Annotated in this window: 19 protein-coding genes and 1 riboswitch; of the genes, 16 read left to right on the forward strand and 3 right to left on the reverse strand. The window is 59.9% G+C overall.

The annotated features are described in order from the left end of the window. The 12 genes from J2X76_RS31250 to J2X76_RS31300 form a co-directional block, all read left to right on the forward strand. Positions 1–504 (forward strand): ABC transporter ATP-binding protein (locus J2X76_RS31250; RefSeq protein WP_310221801.1); only part of this gene is annotated, 504 nt, incomplete at its 5' end. 93 nt (positions 505–597) lie between these two features. Next, positions 598–1,509: a LysR family transcriptional regulator gene (locus tag J2X76_RS31255; protein WP_310221803.1), complete on the forward strand. Its 912-nt coding sequence runs from the start codon at positions 598–600 to the stop codon at positions 1,507–1,509. Between the two features lie 163 nt (positions 1,510–1,672). Further along, entirely contained in the window at positions 1,673–2,125 is a 453-nt protein-coding gene (locus tag J2X76_RS31260) for a 2Fe-2S iron-sulfur cluster-binding protein (RefSeq protein ID WP_310221805.1), read from the forward strand. Positions 2,126–2,139: 14 nt separating this feature from the next. Next, positions 2,140–4,296: a molybdopterin cofactor-binding domain-containing protein gene (locus J2X76_RS31265; RefSeq protein ID WP_310221807.1), complete on the forward strand. Its 2,157-nt coding sequence runs from the start codon at positions 2,140–2,142 to the stop codon at positions 4,294–4,296. 2 nt (positions 4,297–4,298) lie between these two features. Beyond that, positions 4,299–4,673, forward strand: a complete 375-nt coding sequence (locus J2X76_RS31715; protein WP_405030134.1) for a c-type cytochrome — start codon at positions 4,299–4,301, stop codon at positions 4,671–4,673. Positions 4,674–5,033: 360 nt separating this feature from the next. Then, positions 5,034–5,498 carry an FAD-binding oxidoreductase gene (locus J2X76_RS31270; protein ID WP_310221809.1) on the forward strand — a complete coding sequence of 155 codons (465 nt, stop codon included), beginning with the start codon at positions 5,034–5,036 and terminating at the stop codon, positions 5,496–5,498. Positions 5,499–5,766: 268 nt separating this feature from the next. Further along, positions 5,767–5,970: riboswitch (cobalamin riboswitch) on the forward strand. A 112-nt stretch (positions 5,971–6,082) separates the two neighbouring features. Continuing rightward, the gene (locus J2X76_RS31275) at positions 6,083–6,760 is read left to right on the forward strand and encodes a class I SAM-dependent methyltransferase (protein ID WP_310221811.1); all 678 of its coding nucleotides are present in this window, start codon (positions 6,083–6,085) and stop codon (positions 6,758–6,760) included. A 5-nt stretch (positions 6,761–6,765) separates the two neighbouring features. After that, a complete protein-coding gene (locus J2X76_RS31280) occupies positions 6,766–8,298 on the forward strand; it encodes an ABC transporter substrate-binding protein (RefSeq protein ID WP_310221813.1) in 1,533 nt (510 codons plus the stop codon). A 3-nt stretch (positions 8,299–8,301) separates the two neighbouring features. Beyond that, entirely contained in the window at positions 8,302–9,276 is a 975-nt protein-coding gene (locus J2X76_RS31285) for an ABC transporter permease (RefSeq protein ID WP_310221814.1), read from the forward strand. After that, on the forward strand, positions 9,263–10,051 hold the full coding sequence (locus J2X76_RS31290) for an ABC transporter permease (RefSeq protein ID WP_310221816.1): 789 nt from the start codon (positions 9,263–9,265) through the stop codon (positions 10,049–10,051). The genes J2X76_RS31285 and J2X76_RS31290 overlap by 14 nt, the downstream gene beginning before the upstream one ends. Further along, a complete protein-coding gene (locus J2X76_RS31295) occupies positions 10,048–11,451 on the forward strand; it encodes an ATP-binding cassette domain-containing protein (RefSeq protein WP_310221818.1) in 1,404 nt (467 codons plus the stop codon). The genes J2X76_RS31290 and J2X76_RS31295 overlap by 4 nt, the downstream gene beginning before the upstream one ends. 279 nt (positions 11,452–11,730) lie before the next feature. After that, complete coding sequence (locus J2X76_RS31300) at positions 11,731–12,243, forward strand: hypothetical protein (protein WP_310221819.1); 513 nt, start codon at positions 11,731–11,733, stop codon at positions 12,241–12,243. Here J2X76_RS31300 and J2X76_RS31305 read toward each other — a convergent pair. From J2X76_RS31305 to J2X76_RS31315, 3 genes are all read right to left on the reverse strand, one after another. Further along, positions 12,233–13,852: a copper resistance CopC/CopD family protein gene (locus J2X76_RS31305; protein ID WP_310221821.1), complete on the reverse strand. Its 1,620-nt coding sequence runs from the start codon at positions 13,850–13,852 to the stop codon at positions 12,233–12,235. The two genes, J2X76_RS31300 and J2X76_RS31305, sit on opposite strands and share 11 nt — an antisense overlap. A 62-nt stretch (positions 13,853–13,914) precedes the next feature. Next, on the reverse strand, positions 13,915–14,427 hold the full coding sequence (locus J2X76_RS31310) for a DUF1775 domain-containing protein (protein WP_310221822.1): 513 nt from the start codon (positions 14,425–14,427) through the stop codon (positions 13,915–13,917). Positions 14,428–14,645: 218 nt separating this feature from the next. Then, positions 14,646–14,996: a hypothetical protein gene (locus J2X76_RS31315; protein WP_310221823.1), complete on the reverse strand. Its 351-nt coding sequence runs from the start codon at positions 14,994–14,996 to the stop codon at positions 14,646–14,648. Between the two features lie 225 nt (positions 14,997–15,221). On the opposite strand from J2X76_RS31315, the gene J2X76_RS31320 reads away from it, so the two are divergent. The 4 genes from J2X76_RS31320 to J2X76_RS31335 all read left to right on the forward strand — a co-directional run. Continuing rightward, positions 15,222–15,959 (forward strand): cytochrome c oxidase assembly protein, encoded by a 738-nt coding sequence (locus J2X76_RS31320; protein ID WP_310221824.1) that lies wholly within the window; start codon positions 15,222–15,224, stop codon positions 15,957–15,959. A 118-nt stretch (positions 15,960–16,077) separates the two neighbouring features. Further along, positions 16,078–16,479: a hypothetical protein gene (locus J2X76_RS31325; protein WP_310221826.1), complete on the forward strand. Its 402-nt coding sequence runs from the start codon at positions 16,078–16,080 to the stop codon at positions 16,477–16,479. 92 nt (positions 16,480–16,571) lie between these two features. After that, positions 16,572–17,249, forward strand: coding sequence for a helix-turn-helix domain-containing protein (locus tag J2X76_RS31330; protein WP_310221828.1), 678 nt, complete (start codon positions 16,572–16,574; stop codon positions 17,247–17,249). Between the two features lie 38 nt (positions 17,250–17,287). Then, a partial coding sequence (locus J2X76_RS31335) for a PepSY domain-containing protein (protein ID WP_310221830.1) occupies positions 17,288–17,760 on the forward strand: 473 nt, incomplete at its 3' end.

Consider the following 17,760-nt stretch of genomic DNA (forward strand, 5'->3'; position numbering starts at 1 on the left):
GTGATCGGCGAACCGCTGCTGGTCAACGGCATCGCCCGCGGCAGGGAGCTCGACGAGCGGGTCTGCCACCTGATGGATCAGGTCGGCCTCGATCCTGCCGGGCGCGAGCGTTACCCGCACGCGTTTTCGGGCGGACAGCGTCAGCGCATCGGCATCGCCCGGGCGATCACGCTCAACCCCCGCATCATCGTTGCCGACGAGGCGACTTCGGCGCTCGACGTTTCCGTGCGCTTCCAGGTGCTCGATCTTCTGATGCGGCTGCAGGACGAGCTCGGCCTCGCCTATATCTTCATCAGCCACGACATCGGCGTCATTCGCTATATGTGCGACCGGGTGGGTGTCATGTATCGCGGCAAGCTCGTCGAAATGGGTGAGGCGGACAAGGTCTGCAACGCGCCGGACCACCCCTATACCCAGGCGCTCATCTCGGCCATTCCCCGCCCGGATCCCCGCGACCGCGATCGCTCCAGGCGCTTCCGCTATATGGGTCAGCGACAATTGTAAACAAATCAAATTTCAGTTGCGATTGGTCCTCCATCACATGTAGCCATATCGTTGAGTGACTGCAGTTCTGGCATGCGTCTATGAGGAGGAGATATGGCCTGTCAGAACCCATTTGATGGATTGGCTGAATTCCTGGCAGTCGCGAACAGGCAAAGCGTTCGGAAAGCCGCTCTGGACCTCGAGGTGACCCCGGGAGCTGTCAGCCAGGCGCTGCAAAAGCTGGAGCGCCGATTGGGCACTCCGCTTTTTCACCGAACAACGCGACGGATCTCCCTGACGGAGGCCGGGGAAGCGCTGATGGCGGAAGTTGCGCCGGCCGCGGAGGCGATCGAGGCCAGCCTTGTCCAGGCGTCAGGCGCCTCTCAGGAACCTTCCGGGACCTTGAAGCTCATCGTCGAACGCCTCGCCGTGCCGTTCGTCATCGAGCCGGTTCTGCCCGATTTTTGTGCCGCTTGGCCCAAGGTCAAGGTCGATATCACGATCTCCAATAGACATCATGATTTCATGGCGGGCGGCTATGATGCCGGAATCATAATCGGCCCCTATATCGCTCAGGACATGATTGCGGTCAGGCTCTCTCCACACTTCCATTGGGCCGTATTCGGGTCTCCGGAGTATTTCCGCAAGCATGGTCGCCCCATGGCCCCGGCGGATCTCGCCAGACACAACTGCATTCGGTTTCGTCGTCCCGAGAAGGGCGACATCTACCGCTGGGAATTCCTCAAGAATGGGCAGAATCTCAGCATCGAGCCCACAGGTCCGGTCACCGTCAACGACGGAGAGCTGATGCAAAGGCTTGCGGCACGAGGTCAGGGCCTGATTTACTCCTCAACCTACCACGCTTCGCACAGGGTCGCTGCTGGGCAGCTCGAACCAGTCCTACTCGACTACTCACCCGGGACGGACGGACTGTTCCTGTATTTCACCAAGGCGGCTCAGTCGCAGCCAAAGCTGCGTGCCTTCATCGACGCCTGTTCGGAGCTTAGGCGGTCCTCCGCGGACTGAGGCGAAGTGCGGAGCCAGCGAATGCTGACGTGGTCGCAGCTAGTGTGCGATACCACTCAATTGTTTATCTTTGCTATACAACGAGTGTAGCGGACATCAGTTTATCCCCAACAATAAACGCGCCATGTTCCTCCGACCTTCAGGTCTTCAACGGAGCATACGCATGGCATTCACCCTCCAGATCAATGGGCGGCCCCATTCAGTCGATGTGGATGGCGACACGCCGCTGCTGTGGGTCATTCGCGACGTGCTTGGCATGACGGGCACGAAGTTTGGCTGTGGGCAAGCCCTTTGCGGCGCCTGCACCGTGCATGTGGATGGCGTTGCGACCCGTTCTTGCGTCACCCCGGTCGATAGCGTCGCCCACACGCAAATCACGACGATAGAAGCCCTTGAGAGGCTTGCCCACGGGAAAGCGCTTCAGGACGCTTGGATAGAGCTGGACGTGCCCCAATGCGGCTATTGCCAGTCGGGTCAGCTCATGTCCGCCGCCTCACTGCTGTCTGACATTCCGAAGCCGACGGACGAAGACATCGACGGCGCCATGTCCGGGAACGTCTGTCGATGCGGAACCTACCAGCGCATCCGCGCAGCCATCAAGCTGGCCAGCGTGTGAAAGGGAGACACATCATGTCGAACAACTTGGCAGGTTCGCCCTTGAACCGACGCAATTTCCTGAAGGCGAGCGCAGCGCTCGGCGGCGGTCTCGTCGTAAATCTTGGATTTGGGGCAAATGGCCTCCTCGCCGCGGAGGAGTTCGTACCGAACGCGTTCATCCGGATCGACCGCAAGGGCCTCGTGACATTCGTCATGCCTCAGGTGGAAATGGGGCAAGGTATTTACACCGCACAGGCGATGCTGCTTTGCGAAGAGCTTGATGTCGCGCTCGACAAGGTCAAAATCGAGCATGCGCCCGTGAACGAGACACTTTATGGACATCCGATGCTTCGGCGCCAGACGACCGGCGGATCGACATCCATCCGTGCGTTTTGGACACCCTTGCGAACAGCCGGTGCGACTGCGCGAATGCTCCTGATGCAGGTCGCAGCCACGGAATGGAATGCCGACGTATCGTTGTGTCGCACGCAAGACGGCTTCGTTTTGCATCCGGATGGGAGGGCCAGACGGGCCTATGGTGAGCTGGTCGATAGAGCCGGTTCCCTTCCAATCCCTCCGGCGGAATCCATCAAGTTGAGGCAGCCCTCTGAATTCAGGCTTCTCGGGACACCTAGGAAACGTCTCGACACGCCTGGGAAAATCAATGGCGCGCTGAAATATGGCATTGATGCCTCGCCCGTCGGTGCCAAGATTGCCGCCATCGCGATATCGCCTGTCTTGGGCGGGAAGCCGAAGTCGGTAAACGAGCGGGCGGCGCTTTCGGTCAAGGGTGTTCAGCAGGTGGTCATCACGGACTCGTCCGTTGCGGTGGTTGCCGACCATACGGGCGCCGCCAAGAAGGGCCTTGAGGCGGCAACAATTGAGTGGGAGGACGGTCCAAATAGTGCCGTGTCGCAGGCCGATATCCTCCGGCAACTTGAAGAACAGTCGCAACAAGCTGGGGCTGTGGCGCGCAGTGAGGGCGACGTGACGGCGGCATTCTCCACCGCTGCAGTCCGGGTCGACGCCGTGTATCAACTGCCGTTCCTTGCCCATACGGCCATGGAGCCGATGAATTGCACCGTTCATCTGCGTGAGGATGCCTGCGAGTTGTGGGTCGGGACACAGAACATGTCATCCGCGAAGCAGGCGACCGCGGGAGTTACAGGTCTGCCGCCTGAGAAGATCATCATCAACAATCACATCGTCGGAGGCGGCTTCGGCCGACGGCTCGAAGTCGATGGCATTGTGCATGCGGTCACGATTGCTAAACAGGTCAAAGGCCCAGTAAAGATAATCTGGAGCAGAGAAGAAGACATCCAGCACGGCTACTACAGGCCCTACTATTACGACCGGATATCAGGGGCCATCGATACCGAAGGCAATCCGATCGCCTGGAGACACCGCGTTTCCGGGTCTTCGATTTTTGCGCGAATTGCACCTGCCGCCATGCGAAATGGTGTCGATCCCGACGGCGTCGAGGGTGCCGCCCATCCACCTTACAAGCTTCCCGCAATCCATGTGGAATTCAAGCAGGTGGAGCCGCAGGGTGTGCTCACAAGCTGGTGGCGAGGTGTCGGACCTTCCCACAACACCTTCGTGGTCGAGAGTTTCATCGACGAATTGGCTGCAGCGGCGAAGGCCGATCCCGTCGACTATCGCAGACGGCTACTCTCGGAAAATCCGCGCGCGCTGGCCGTGCTTGAGCTCGCGGCAAAAAAGGCGGGATGGGGTGAGGTTTTGATTGGGCGGCAGGGCCGCGGCGTCGCGGTTCAGTTCGCATTCGGAACCTATCTCGCCATGATCGCCGATGTGTCGGTTGCGACAGATGGAACGGTTCGCCTGAAACGCATCATCACAGCGGTCGACTGCGGCCTGACGGTTAATCCGGATACGATCGCCGCCCAGATGGAAGGTGGTGCGCTCTATGGGCTGACTGCGGCTCTCTATGGTGCCATCACGTTCAGCCAGGGCCGCGTCGAGCAAAGCAATTTCGATACCTATCTGCCGCTTCGCATCGATGAAGCCCCTCCCGTGGAAACTTACATCGTACAAAGTGCCGAAGCGCCCGGAGGGATAGGCGAGGCAGCGACGTCTGCCGTCTTCCCTGCCGTCACCAATGCCATTTTTGCAGCGACCGGCAAGCGCATCAGAACATTGCCAGTCAATCCAGAAGAGCTGAAAGCGTGACTATGCTACATGCACTACGTTCGATCTTGTCCATCGCAACGGTCTGCATCCCTGGCCTAGCCGCCGCGGACGCAGGCGACCCGCTTCGGGGCCAGCAGCTCTTCAGCCGTTGTTCCGGGTGTCATTCGGTTCAACCCGAAACGAAGTCCGCGCCCTCCCTTAACGGCGTCGTTGGGCGAAAAGCTGGGTCCGTCGAGGGCTATGCCTATTCCACCGCACTTTCAAACTCTGGCATCATCTGGACCGAAGATGCACTTGACAACTATCTCGCAGGCCCAGCCAAGGCGGTGCGCGGAACGCGAATGACCCTCAGCGTTCCAAGGGATCAGGATCGGGCGGACATCATCGCCTATCTCAAGTCGCTTGGTGGTCAGTGAAGCGTTTCGTCGAGTGCTTTTAATTTACCGACGCCCACCAGGATGAATGTTTGCGGATGACCTTGCCGCGCTCTTGGAGTTCGCCCTCATCTGCCATGCGGAGCCCGGGGGTAATAAACCCTACCTATTGCAGCATAGCTCGACGCGGGCGGAATGACTGCGTTTACGTCACCTCTCGAAAGCTCCTTTTTGCGCGGCTATCGCCAACGACGCGACAACCGCTGCAATAGCGTGGGCGATCAGCCCAAAGAATGCGACGCCAAGGCGTAGACCACCGGGTCGTCGTTCAGCCCCAAGCCGTAAGCGGCCTTCGCCGATGCGGCAAGACGCAACGGTGCTAGGATCGTCGAGGAGGTCGACGTGAAGGCGATACGCAAGAGCGCCTACGGTTTCGAGGTGAAAACCTCCGACGGCATTTATGCCGCCGCCAACCTGCTGAATACCGCCGGCGCCTGGGGCGCGCGGATATCGGCGCAGTTTGGTGAAACGGTACCGATCCGCGCCAGAGGTCCGCAGATGGGCGTGACGGAACCGCTACCGCATCGCATCCTGCCTGTTGTCGGCGTCTGGGCGCATGACCACGGCGGTGGTTATCTGCGCCAGGTCGAGCGCGGCAATATCGGTTTCGGCGGCGGAGCCGAGCGCACCGATGTCCCGCTTGAGACCGGCCATGCCAAAGCGGACCCAGCCCGCCTGCCGGGCCAGTTGCGCTCCCTACTGCCGATCCTGCCGATGCTCGCCCATGTGTCCGTCATCCGCACCTGGTCCGGTTGCGAAGGCTATGTCGAGGACGGTCTCCCGGTCATGGGCGCGTCGGCGACGTGATGGCCGAACTGATTGCGGTTGGGGCGACGGAAATACCCATTTACGATTTCCGGATCGGGCGCTTTAGATCGACCTATTCGCCTTGAAGGGGTACGAACTTACGACCCATCCAAACTTTGATTCAAAGTTTATGCAGATCAGAGATATATGCTTTTCCAACGTTAAGAGCCGAAGGAGAACTTAATCCTGACAGCAACTCGTCGTTTTCTATGGTTCTTGAATATACGTCCTGAATTGTAGATGCGGTTGACACCTCGGCGCTTTCAGGTAAGCCTCCTTCCGTCGAGGTCCCCGACGGTGTGAGCCGGTCGGGGCTAAGAGGGAATTCGGTACGCCGCAAGGCCATTCCGGAGCTGCCCCCGCAACTGTGAGCGGAGAGCCAAGTCCAACTAGCCACTGGGATTGCCCCCGGGAAGGCGGACAAGGCGACGAACCGTGAGCCAGGAGACCTGCCCCGACAGATTGAAGCTCGATGGCCGGGGCGCGCCGTCGGAGCGGCGTCGTGGCTCATTGTCCTGACAGGAATGAGTTGGTTCGTCCTCCGGATTGCCGCTGCCAAACGGCAAATGGAGGAAAAGGACCGGATGCAACTTGTCTCCCCTATCACTGCCGCCAATATGGCAGACCATTGGAATGCTCGCGCCTGGAAATTCGATGGGACCGCATCCCATCGTCGCGACGCCTCATCATGGCGTGCCGTATTCCGTGCCGCGTTGGGCGATGAATCACGCGATGTTGTCGACCTTGGATCGGGAACGGGTGCATGCGCGCTCCTAGCAGCCGGCCTTGGCCATCGAACGACTGCAGTTGATGGTTCTTTAGAGATGCTTTCCCATGCCAAGGCGGCCGCCATCGAAGCCGGTATTGACATCGATTTTATCAACAAGACAATGGACGAAGCGGCGTTGCCGTCCGAGAGCGCCGATATCGTCACTCTTCGCAACGTTCTCTGGACACTTGAAAACCCGCAGGCAGCGCTCGCACTGGCGCGCAGGATCCTGCGACCCGGCGGAAAGCTGCTGCTGTCTGATGGGCTTTGGTTTCGGCATCGCGTGAACGACAGCCGCGATCAGTTCGGCGCAGATCTCCCTTTCTATAATGGCCTGACCGAGGCCGATGCTCGCCACCTCCTGGCTGACGCCGGGTTCGGTCGAGTCGAAAGCTGGCGCCATCTGATGCCCGGCGATCCATACGGCGCAGTCTACGACGATCCAGACACGCCGATCACCTTTTTCATTCTCACCGCAATCGCCCCGGAGTGATCCTCATGTCTCGCAATATCTGGTTAGCCGCGTTGATCGCGGCTATGTTTGGCGCACCTGTCTCGTTGTTCGCGCAGGACGAAATGCGCGTCGTCGAGCCCTTCCAGCTTCAGAAGCTCGACACCCAGACAGGAGGTTTTCAGCTTCGGGCCAACGGAGTGACGGAGACCCTGGTCCAGACGAACCCGGAGGCCGCCACCCTGCCAGCACTTGCCGAGCGATGGGAAACCTCGGCCGACGAGCTTCAATGGATCTTTCATCTGCGTCGCGACGTCACCTTTCATGACGGCAGTCATATGACACCAGGCGCCGTGGCCGCTTCCTTTACGGCGCTTCTTCCTCGCGGCAGCCTGATCAAAAATGCAAAGGTAAAAAGCGTCACCGCTGGTGACAGCACTGTGACGTTCACGCTGGAGCAACCATTCGCCCCGCTACTCGCCTACTTGCTCGACCCGGCCGTTCCAGTCTTGGCCCCGTCATCCTTCGGTCCAGGTGGAGAGGTCACCAGCATCGTCGCGACCGGGCCGTACCGCATTGAAAGCGCCGAGCTACCGCAGGGGCTCAATCTTGTCCGGCACGATGGCTATTGGGGTAAAAGGGCAAAAATCGAGCGGGTTCGCGTGGACGGCGTACCGAATCCCGAAACCAGGGTGAATATCGCGCTTGCGGGCGAAGGCGACCTCGTATTGGAAATCCCGACCACGGCTGTATCGCGGGTCGATCGTTCTGGCGAAGCGCATATCGTTCGTGCGCCGGTCCCGCGTGTCGTGATGATGCTGATCAATGTCAAAAAACCTCAGTTTGCGGACGTCGAAATCAGACGAGCGCTCAGCCTCGCCGTCAACCGAGACGCCATCGCCCGCACGATCATGGGCAGCGCAGAACTTGCCGCCAATCAGTATTTTCCGCCCGCTATGAAGGGATGGCACTTCAGCGACTTCAAGCCCCAGACCTTCGATCTGGCGCAAGCGAACGCGAACCTTGACAAACTGGGCTGGGCTCGCGGCCTTGACGGCATTCGGGAAAAGAATGGCGTCAAGTTTGCGGGCATGATGCGAACCTTCCCGCAACGTGCCTACCTGCCCGTCATTGCAGAGGCGCTCCAGGCCCAGCTCAAGGCAGTAGGTTTCGACCTCACTATTCAGGTCGGGGAATCAAGCCTGATCCCAGAAGCGCAGAACAACGGGACGCTGGAACTCGGCCTTGGAATTCGCACCATGATCTATCAGGTCCCGGATCCGGTCGCACGGCTCACGAGCGATTTCGCGACCGATGCGCCGAGTACCGATGCCACCGGAGCGACGGGCTGGAAGAGCGAGGCCATGCGGGCAGCTGTAGCGGAATATAATCGCACGACCGATCCTGCAGCCCGCCTGCCTCTGCAGCGCAAGATGGCAGACATTCTGCAGGACGAATTGCCGGTCATTCCGATCACCTTTACCGATGAAAAATACGCGGTTTCGGAGCGGCTACAAGGGTTTGTGGCAGATCCGGTCATGCAGACCCGTCCGCTCAACCATCTGTCGATCAAGGAGTGATCGATGCGGCGCGCGGTCCGTCATGCCGTTCCGCGCGCTGTCTTGCGGCGTGTCTTCGAGGCGATTGCCGTCGCCTTGATTCTCGCCACGATCTGCTTTGTGCTGATCCACGCGATACCCGGCGACATGGCGCTCAGGATCGCGGTCAGCCGACTTGGCGCAGAAAACACATCACCAGAGGCGGTCGCACAGATCCGCGACGCCGAGATGCTGTCGCGCCCGCTTCTCGCGCAATACGGCGACTGGCTCGGTTCCGTCATCACAGGAAACATAGGCCGATCCTTTGTGTCTGGGCGACCGGTTGCCGAAGAGCTGTTGCTGGCGGGTAGCTATACTTTGCGGCTGGCCGTCATCGCCTGGCTGCTCTCCTACCTCCTCGCCTTGCCGCTTGGAATTGCGGCAGGGCTGAAGCCCAAGGGTATTATCGACCGCGTGACTGCGTTGGCGGCTGCAGCCTTTTCCTCGCTCCCAACGTTCCTGATCGGCATCGCATTGATTTCGGTGTTCGTGCTCGCCCTCGGCTGGCTACCGCCTGCCGGTTATCGTCGGCCTGAGCATCTGGTCCTGCCGGCCGTGACGTTGGCGCTCGGCCTGATGGCGCCGTCCGTGCGTATTATACGCAATGCCGTCGTCGAAGTGCTGGAGGCGGCATATATGACCTACGCCCATCTGCGTGGCTTCGATCGTATCAGAGCCTTCGTCCGCCATGGCCTTCGCAATGCGGGCGTTCCAATCGTCACCTTCGCAGCGCTGCAGTTTGCCTATCTCATGGATGGGTTCTTCGTCGTTGAAACGTTGTTCAACTATCCTGGCATCGGCGATGCGACCGTGAGGGCGTTGCTCGGTCGTGACGTGCCGGTGGTCATGGGCTGCGCGCTGTTGATCGGCACAAGCTATGCACTCGTCAGCCTCGTGGCCGATCTCGTTTGCATGTGGCCCGACCCTCGTCTTGTGGATCAAGGCCATGGGTCCCGCTAACCGCAAACCATATCTGGTCGTCGGCCTGGTGTTGGCTACGACCCTTGGCATTGTCGCTGCAGTCGGCGATCGAGATCCCTTGCACCAGGATTTGATGCTGGCGCTGACGCCGCCATCGCTTCGCTTCCCTCTTGGGACCGACCATCTCGGGCGCGACGTCTTCGCCCGTCTGATCCACGCACTGCCCCGTTCGATTGGGATTGCCATGACGTCGATGGTTGTGGCCGCATCGGTTGGCACAATAATCGGCCTTACGGCCGCAGCCTCGAACCGTTTGATTGACGCCGCCTTGATGCGACTTACTGACCTGGCGCTCGCCTTTCCAGGTCTTCTTCTGGCCATGGTGCTGGCTGGACTGTTGGGGGGCGGCGCGGTCCCGGTCCTTGTTGGCATTTCGCTGGCGCAGTGGCCACAATTCGCACGGATAACCCAGAGCATTGCAGCAACCGTCCTGACCGAGCCGCATATCGAAAGCTCACGAATCGCAGGCCTTGCGGAATGGCGGATCCTCTTACGACAGGTCATGCCCCGGATTCTTCCCCAAACCACCGCACTTGCAACACTTAGCCTCGGTGGCGCGGTCTTGACGATATCCTCATTAGGTTTTCTGGGGCTTGGGCTACAGCCCCCAACCCCGGAGTGGGGAGCGATGATTACGGAGCTCTTGCCTTACATGGACGCAGCGCCATTCCAGATCGCCGCTCCATGCGTCGCCCTCTTCCTCACGGTGCTATCTTGCATGGCTGCAGGGCAACGGCTGGCGGAGGTCCGATGACGTCACCTGCGCTGCGCGTGACCAACCTCACGGTCACAGATGCGTCTGGAATGCTGCTGGTCGATCGGATCAACTTCTCCGTCGACCGCGGACGAGCTGTCGTTTTCATCGGAGAGACTGGGAGCGGCAAAAGCCTGATCGCGCAGGCCGTTCTTGGGCTACTACCTCAGGGACTGACGGCGCGCGGTCGCATTGAATTCGATGGAGAGACTGTGGATCTTGCAGATCGCCAGGCACTTCGACGCTACTGGTCGCACCATATGGCGCTGGTCCCGCAGGAGCCGCGCTCTTCCCTCGACCCCACCATGCATGTACTGCCGCAGGTGGCGGGAAATGAATCTCGTGCACGAGCACGAGACACGCTCTCCAGTGTCAGCCTCGATCCCAAGGTGGAGCGTTATTATCCTTTCATGCTGTCGGGCGGAATGGCACAGCGCGTCTTGCTCGCTGGCGCTTTAACCACCAACGCGTCGGTGATTGTTGCAGACGAACCGACCAAGGGCCTTGACGACGATCGGGTCGATGAAACAATAGCGCGTCTTAACCAGATCCTCGATGACGGACGGGCGGTGGTCGCTATAACACACGATGTCCGGATAGCCCGTGGCCTGGGGGGCGAGCTCGCCGTGCTGCGGGATGGACGGATGCTGGAGCAAGGGAACGTCAATGTCGTTACCGCTTCACCGCGTCATGCCTACACGCAAGCCTGGCTTGACGCAGATCCTGAACACTGGGGCGGCGCCAATGGCTCATGTGAGACAGATCCTGTGCTCCATGCCGATTGTCTGACTTACAGGGTTGGACGTCGCATACTATTCGATGATCTGAGCATGACGCTTCACAGAGGAAGTATCGCGGCGATCACCGGCCCGAGTGGGTGTGGCAAGACGATGCTCGGAAACGTGTTTCTCGGTTTGGCCCGGCCTCAGGCCGGCAAGGTGAAGTGGCATGACGGCGCGGATCCCTATTGTGTCCGCCGGCACCCAGATCGACCACGGTACCAAAAACTGCATCAGGATCCCGCTTCGGCGTTTGCGCCTGGACGCGCGCTCCGCCGGCAATTTGCCGACCTGCGCTCCGTTCTGCCACCGGATTACATGGAACGTGACTTGCCGCCGCTGCTTGACCGTCTGGAGCTAGCGCCCTCTCTTCTTGATCGGAGACCAGACGAGGTATCGGGTGGAGAGCTGCAGAGGATCGCCATTGCCCGCGTCTTGCTCTTTGATCCCATTTGCCTGGTCGCCGACGAGCCGACCTCGCGGCTCGATCCATTGGTCCAACGCCAAGTCATCGACCTGCTTCGTCAACTTGTCGATGAGCGGCGTATGAGCCTCGTGCTAACGAGCCATGATCGCCGCCTTGTTCGCGCGGTTGCCGACGATGTGATTCAGTTGTCCTGATTTCTTTTTCGAGCCAAGTATGGATCCATGCTATCTTCGTTTCGGAAAAGCTGGCATCCCGCCGACAAATTCCGGCTATCGTTGCCGACAGCAATATTAGACTTCGGCGTTTGCTCACGTGGCGATAGCCACAGATCTGGGACCGTACCGGTGCGATTTGCAAGCCCTGCAATATTTGTCCTGCTGCTGCTGATGTCCGCAGGTCCGGTCCTTGCTCACAGCCTCCGCATTCCCAAGGACATGACCGGGCTTTCGATTCCGTCACTTTCGCATGGGCAGATGGCGGTGATCGAAGAGCACCGTAGCGAGATCGATGCGCTTGCATCCTGGGTCGCAGTCAAGAATCCGGAAATCCGAAAACTGCTGGAATTCAGCCGAGAACAATACGCTCGCTGTCTCTGGGGCATAGTTCCTCGCAGCATCGAGGACGAGGCGAGCCCGCTCAATGAATGCAGCCACGCTTATCTTGCTGCGGATCGGGAAATGCTGGTCCGCATGCGCAACCTACCTATCTGGCAGGACAAGGCGATTGCCTTGTTCGATGATGTTGAAGCCGACATGATCAACCGAAGCTCGTCGCTGGTGCTCTGCGCCTTCAGCGCCACGACATTCAATACGGCATCGCCCGTCAACCCGGATTGGCATGATTTCGCAACGCATGTTCCGAGCTTGTTGACGGCGATAGGTGCGGCCTTGGCGATCTGCGGTACGGTTGCGCTTCTGCTCTGGCCGAAGGTGTTGGTGTCGATGGCAAGCAGGCGCTTCAGGTCTCCTTGCGTCTTCAAGGCTTGAGCTCGATTTCGCCGTCCAGCCGGGTGAGGTTGAAGTCGTCGATCAGGATGTCGACCCTGACTTTCCAGGTCCCTGCGAGCGGAAGCGTCAGATCCTGAACCGTCCACGTACTGTCGTCGCCTTTGGATGCCTTGCGCTTGATCGGCTCGATCCCGGCTGCAGGATTGGAGAAAACGAGCGAGACTTCCTGCGCACCGAGGGGAGAAAAGTGCCCCGTCATTACCATCGCGGATGCGGTGACGACGCCGGCGCGCCCTGGCGTGATGGTGACCTCAGCCATGGCCTTGTCGGTATGAATATGGGTCGATGCGGGTTCGGCGGCGGCAACCTGCAACGCCCGTGGCGGAGGCGTAAACCGCCAAGAAGACGCCACTCCAAATACCAGTAGCACGATGATCGTCTCGGCAACGATGGAACGCATGAACGCTCGGATCGCGATAGGGTCACCTTGTTGAACCGGCGTAGTGAGCTTCCATCGATTAAGGGCAGCGAGCAGGAAAAGCGCGCATAGCAGCGCGAGCTTGATCAGCAGCACATTGCCGTAGGCTGTCGTCAACAGCGCGCTGAATTCGCGGACCTGGACGACAGCTAGGTAAACTCCGGCGACCGCCAAGATCATTACGGCAAACGGTATCGATCGGGAAAATAGGCGCAACAATGCGACGCGAACCGAGGTGTTGGCATTGAAGTTGCCGGACAAAGGAATGAAGGCGCCGACCCAGACCGAAATTGTCAGCGCATGCAAGAAGACCGCAGGCCGGGTCAGCCATTGCGGCTCGGCAGCACTCGCATGGCCGCTGAGGCTCAACGCGAACGCGCCAGCAACGAGACCGCCAAGCGATATCCAGCGTCCGCTTGCTCCGGGTCTACTGGCGAGCGCTACCGCCGATAAAGCAAGTGCTGCGATCATGAAGACCACGGTTCGGCCGAAGCTGGTCCCGAAGCCGGCGGCCCACGGTGCAGGATCCAGAAAGCTCGAGACGGACACACCGAGGGTGTCGAGCCCCTGAAACCCGGCGGACAAGACCGTCCCGGCAAGCCCTAGGCCAAGAGCGATAAGAATCGCTTTGCTGCCCTCGCGCGAGCCGTCAGCGAACCACGAGATGGCGAAGACACCGCCGATACCGAGAAACAAGCCGACGTAAAGCCCCACCTTGCCGACCCACAGACCGGCCCTGACAGACCAATCAGTCACCTCCACCCTCGTGCCGGGCGGGGCACTGGGCTGGCCAATGGAGAACACCACCGAGCCACCGACCGGGTGGCCGTCCTCGGAAACCACCCGCCACGAAAGGATGTATGTACCGATGCCGAGATCCGCCGGCGGCGTGATCTCCAGTGTGCGGTCACGCAGCACGGATTTGTCGAGCTTGACGGACGTGCCATCGGGTTTTGCCAGATGCAGCGTCGTCACCGAGACCGGTTCGCTGAACGACAGGTTCATGACTGCGGGCGCCGCGGCGACAACGGAGCCATCGCGTGGTTCGGTTGCGGTCAGCGATGCATGTGCGAGTGCCGTGGCTGGAATAGGACACAGCAGCAGAACGACCAGCAAGACCTGCCGAAAAAGGCAGGTACAAAGGCGCGAAAGAGGGTGTGACGATCGCATCGAGATAAATTCTCCACTCCGCGGAGGCAGGCGGTGTCGCGCCTGCCTCTGCCAAGCCTCACTTAGCGAAGCTTCAACGCCGGGGCTGGAAGTTCAAGATCGGACGATTTCTGGCCGTCCTTCGGAATTTCGATCCAGCGTTCCTTCGCGCCTTCCGGGCATTCTTGCACGACCGGGAAGTACATAGTCTCGCCAGCTTTCAGGTCGGCGGAAATCGTGCCGCGCAAAACGAACTCGTCATATTCGTCATCGCCGAGATTGCCGCCGCTCCAGACGACTTCCTTGACGCCTTCGGTCACGGTCGTGTGGCCGTTGTTGAAGGGCTTGGCATAAGGACCCGTGACCTTTTCGAGCTTCCAGCCAGCCTTGGGCTGCGGCTTTACGCCGTAAAAACCTTCCGGGATCTGGACGCGGACCGTATTGGTCGGCTTGCCTTCGCAGCCATGCGGAACCCGCAGGACGGCCTTGTAGGTCGAACCGACAGCTGCTTCACGGCCTTCCAGCGTGATATGCGCCAGCGCAGCGGTGCTGCCGATGCCGAGGATAGCGGCGGTTGTGATCAGTCTCTTCAACATAAATCTCTCCTTGAACTGCCGACTTCCCCATCGGCCGGGTTTATTGCCGGCAGCCATCTGGTCTGCCGTTTGATTTGTGATGTCATCGAAATAGCGATCACGGCCGCAGCCGCGGTCGATCGCGGTGGCGCAGGACAGTCCGTCAAATTGCTCGAATGCGGGAACCTGATGATCCCACCCTATGTCATGCTGGGGACGTCGACCTGCTTGTCGGGTTCTCAGATGCCGAAAGGCGGTGCGCGAGGGCTTCCAGGTTTGGTCTCGGGTCGATCGAGCGGCTCGATATACCGCTCTACCCGCAGAGGCTCGCCAACCAGCTTCAGCGGATTGCCGATGAATTGCCCGACAGTCTGCGGCGCAAGGAGGGGCGCGAACATGCTGCATGCCTGCGTGCAGCATTCGAGTGGCTTCGACCCATCCTTATGATCGGTATCTGTCTTGTTCTCGATATGACTAATGCAGAGCGGATTGCCGAACACATCGACCGGCATCGCGTTCGCCGCAGCGTTGGCCAATGCCAGTGAGCCAAGCACCAACTGGAAAACGAACAGATAGGCCGCGACGAGCACGGGCACTGTCCTCCATCCAACTGGTCTGAGCTTCGCCATTCGACCTCTCGCGATCGGCACGAACTAATCTATGCCTCAGTCGTTCGAGCAAGTCACTTCCTTTTCGGGTGCGACCTTTGCGCCTCGTCGATGGATATCCGGTAGCTCTGACTACCGAAGCACGCCGGCTGGAACTTCCGGACCTTCGGCAGGTTGAGCACCGATATCCCAAGCGAGTGTCAGATCATGAGCCTGCCGACCGAACCTTATTGCGGCGCAGCGCCAACGCCTGACCGGCTTCTTGCGGCCTGGAACTTCGACCCGGTTCTACTGTGTGCCTTGGCCGGACTGACCTTCGCTTTGTGGCTGACCGATTCCTTGAGGCGTTCTCCGATCCGGATCGGCGTGCTGATGCTCCTGTTGGTGACGGCATTCGTATCACCGCTTTGCAATCTGACATCAGCCTTGTTCTCGGCAAGGTCACTGCATCATATCGTCCTCACCTCGATTGCCGCCCCCATCGCGGCATCGCTGATACCCTGGCGATGGCCGCCGCTGGCAGGCCTCTCCTTCTTTGCGCATCTGATCATCTTGTGGCTTTGGCATCTGCCGGCGCCCTATGCCTGGGCAATGTCGGGCAGCCTGCCATACTGGAGCATGGAGATCCCGTTGCTCGCTTCGGCACTCTGGCTATGGCGAGACATTCTCGACCAAGACCTGCCAGGCTTGAGCCTCGGGGTTACGGCCGGCACCATCTTGCAGATGGCGGTCTTGGGCGCCTTTGTCACGTTTGCACCACGTCCTCTTTACCAGGTGCATTTCCTGACAACCGAAGCCTTCGGCCTGTCTGCTCTCGAAGACCAGCAATATGCCGGGCTGCTGATGTGGGTTCCAGCATCCGTTCCGTATGTCGCTGTCTTCCTGTACCAGATAATGATCCTTCTGCAGCGGGCCTCGCACAAGGCGGTCTCGATCAAGCTATGACGTCAGAGATCGACAAGTGCCGATCAACTTTTCCACATAGGCACGAATTGCCGCATTGAGCAGTCCGACGCATGCGGATATGGTTGAGGCTGTGTCAGCTCGACACGAGGGGAAATCATTGGTCACGCGATCAAACCTTTCTGTACAGTGGGTGGTACGCGCGCTTTGCGTGCTCGCCCTGCTGTTCGTCGGGTTTGCCCACAAGCCTCTCAACCTCGATTATCATTCCATTCCAGCAAGCGAGCTTGCCGCTTATACACTACCTGACGGCACCCTTCCGGTCCTTTGCCTCCCGTCCGAAGACGGCAAGACGAAGCATGATGGACACGATCTTGGTTCTGGCTGCGAAGCCTGCCGCCTGACTGCCTCCGTCCTCCTGCCTGCTCCGGCGGACATGGCAGGCGCACCGATAGTCCGTGAATCAGAGCGGATGGTCCCGGTTCGCAGCGAAGCCTTCTACCGGCAGCTCTTCCCTCCCAATACCGCCCCTCGCGGTCCCCCCTCCGGCCTGCTCGCCTGAGCCGCTGTCGCATCGTGCGGCAGTTTCTTCAGTCTGCGCCGGAAACATTCCGTTGACTACGGATGTGCCGGCGCGCTGCCGGATCACATCCCATGTTCATCAACGTGACCGCAGGCATTGCTGCGCCTGTTCATTGTCGTCAAAGCTCGACGAACGACCCCCTACCACGCTACACGTGCCTGGCCGCACAGTCGCCGATCTTGTTGCCGCAATCGGGATCGAACACCACGCTTCGTATCCTCGACGGCTGTGTCGCACTTTATCAGGAACTGTCGAACGGCCGCAGGCTGATCCTCGACATTCTCGGACCAGGACGGATTCTTAGCGACGCCCTCATCGACCTGCGATATTGCCGGGCAATCTCGCTGACGTCGAGCCGGATTGAATTCATCGACGCAAGCCTGGAAAAGGACACGATCGACAGGGCCATGCGCCAGATGCTTTCGCGAGCCCAGGCGCACGCAATGCTCCTTGGCCGCAAGACCGCGACCGAACGTGTTGCTACCGCTATCCTTGATCTGGCTGACCAGTTTGCTCGCCCATCAAGAATGCCGGCCAACAGCGGCAAAACAACCTTCACGCTTCCTCTGATGCGAGCCGACATTGCCGACTGGCTCGGCCTGACGCTCGAAACCGTCAGCCGGCGGTTCAGCGCCTTCAAGCGAGCGCGGCTGATCGCATTCGATCATCCGGAAATCATCACCATCCGTGACCGGCAGGCGCTCGAAGCCCTTGCCGGCACCAGCCAGTATGCCGCCAAGGCGGCTTGAACCTACACCGGAACATCTCGTCGTCGAGAGAGGACACTATGACACTGACCGCTGACACATCTGCAGCGAAGGCCGGAACATCTTTTTCGAAAGCCTTCTACAACACCGCCTGGCGCTGGCACTTTTATGCCGGGCTCTACGTCGCGCCGTTTCTGATTATGCTGGCGATAACCGGCCTGATCATGCTCTGGTCTTCCGTCCTGGTCGGCCGTGATGGCGAGAAGCTCTATTCCGTCGTCCCGGCGGCGCAAACCATCGCGGTCTCGGTGCAGGCAAATTCGGCCGTCGCGGCAGTCCCTGGAAGCTCGCTTGTTCAGTACATCGTTCCTAGAACCCCGGAACAGCCGGCGGTGTTTCGTGTGGACGTCAACAAGCAGCCGACCATGGTGGCGGTCGATCCTTATCGCGGAACCGTGCTCGGCAAGTGGGATCGCCGCGACGCGCTCTATGACCTTGCCAACCTCATCCACGGGACATTGCTGATCGGCACCGTCGGTGACCGGCTGATCGA

The organism is Neorhizobium sp. 2083 (genome assembly GCF_031455615.1).
In the GTDB taxonomy this organism is placed as follows: Bacteria; Pseudomonadota; Alphaproteobacteria; order Rhizobiales; family Rhizobiaceae; genus Neorhizobium.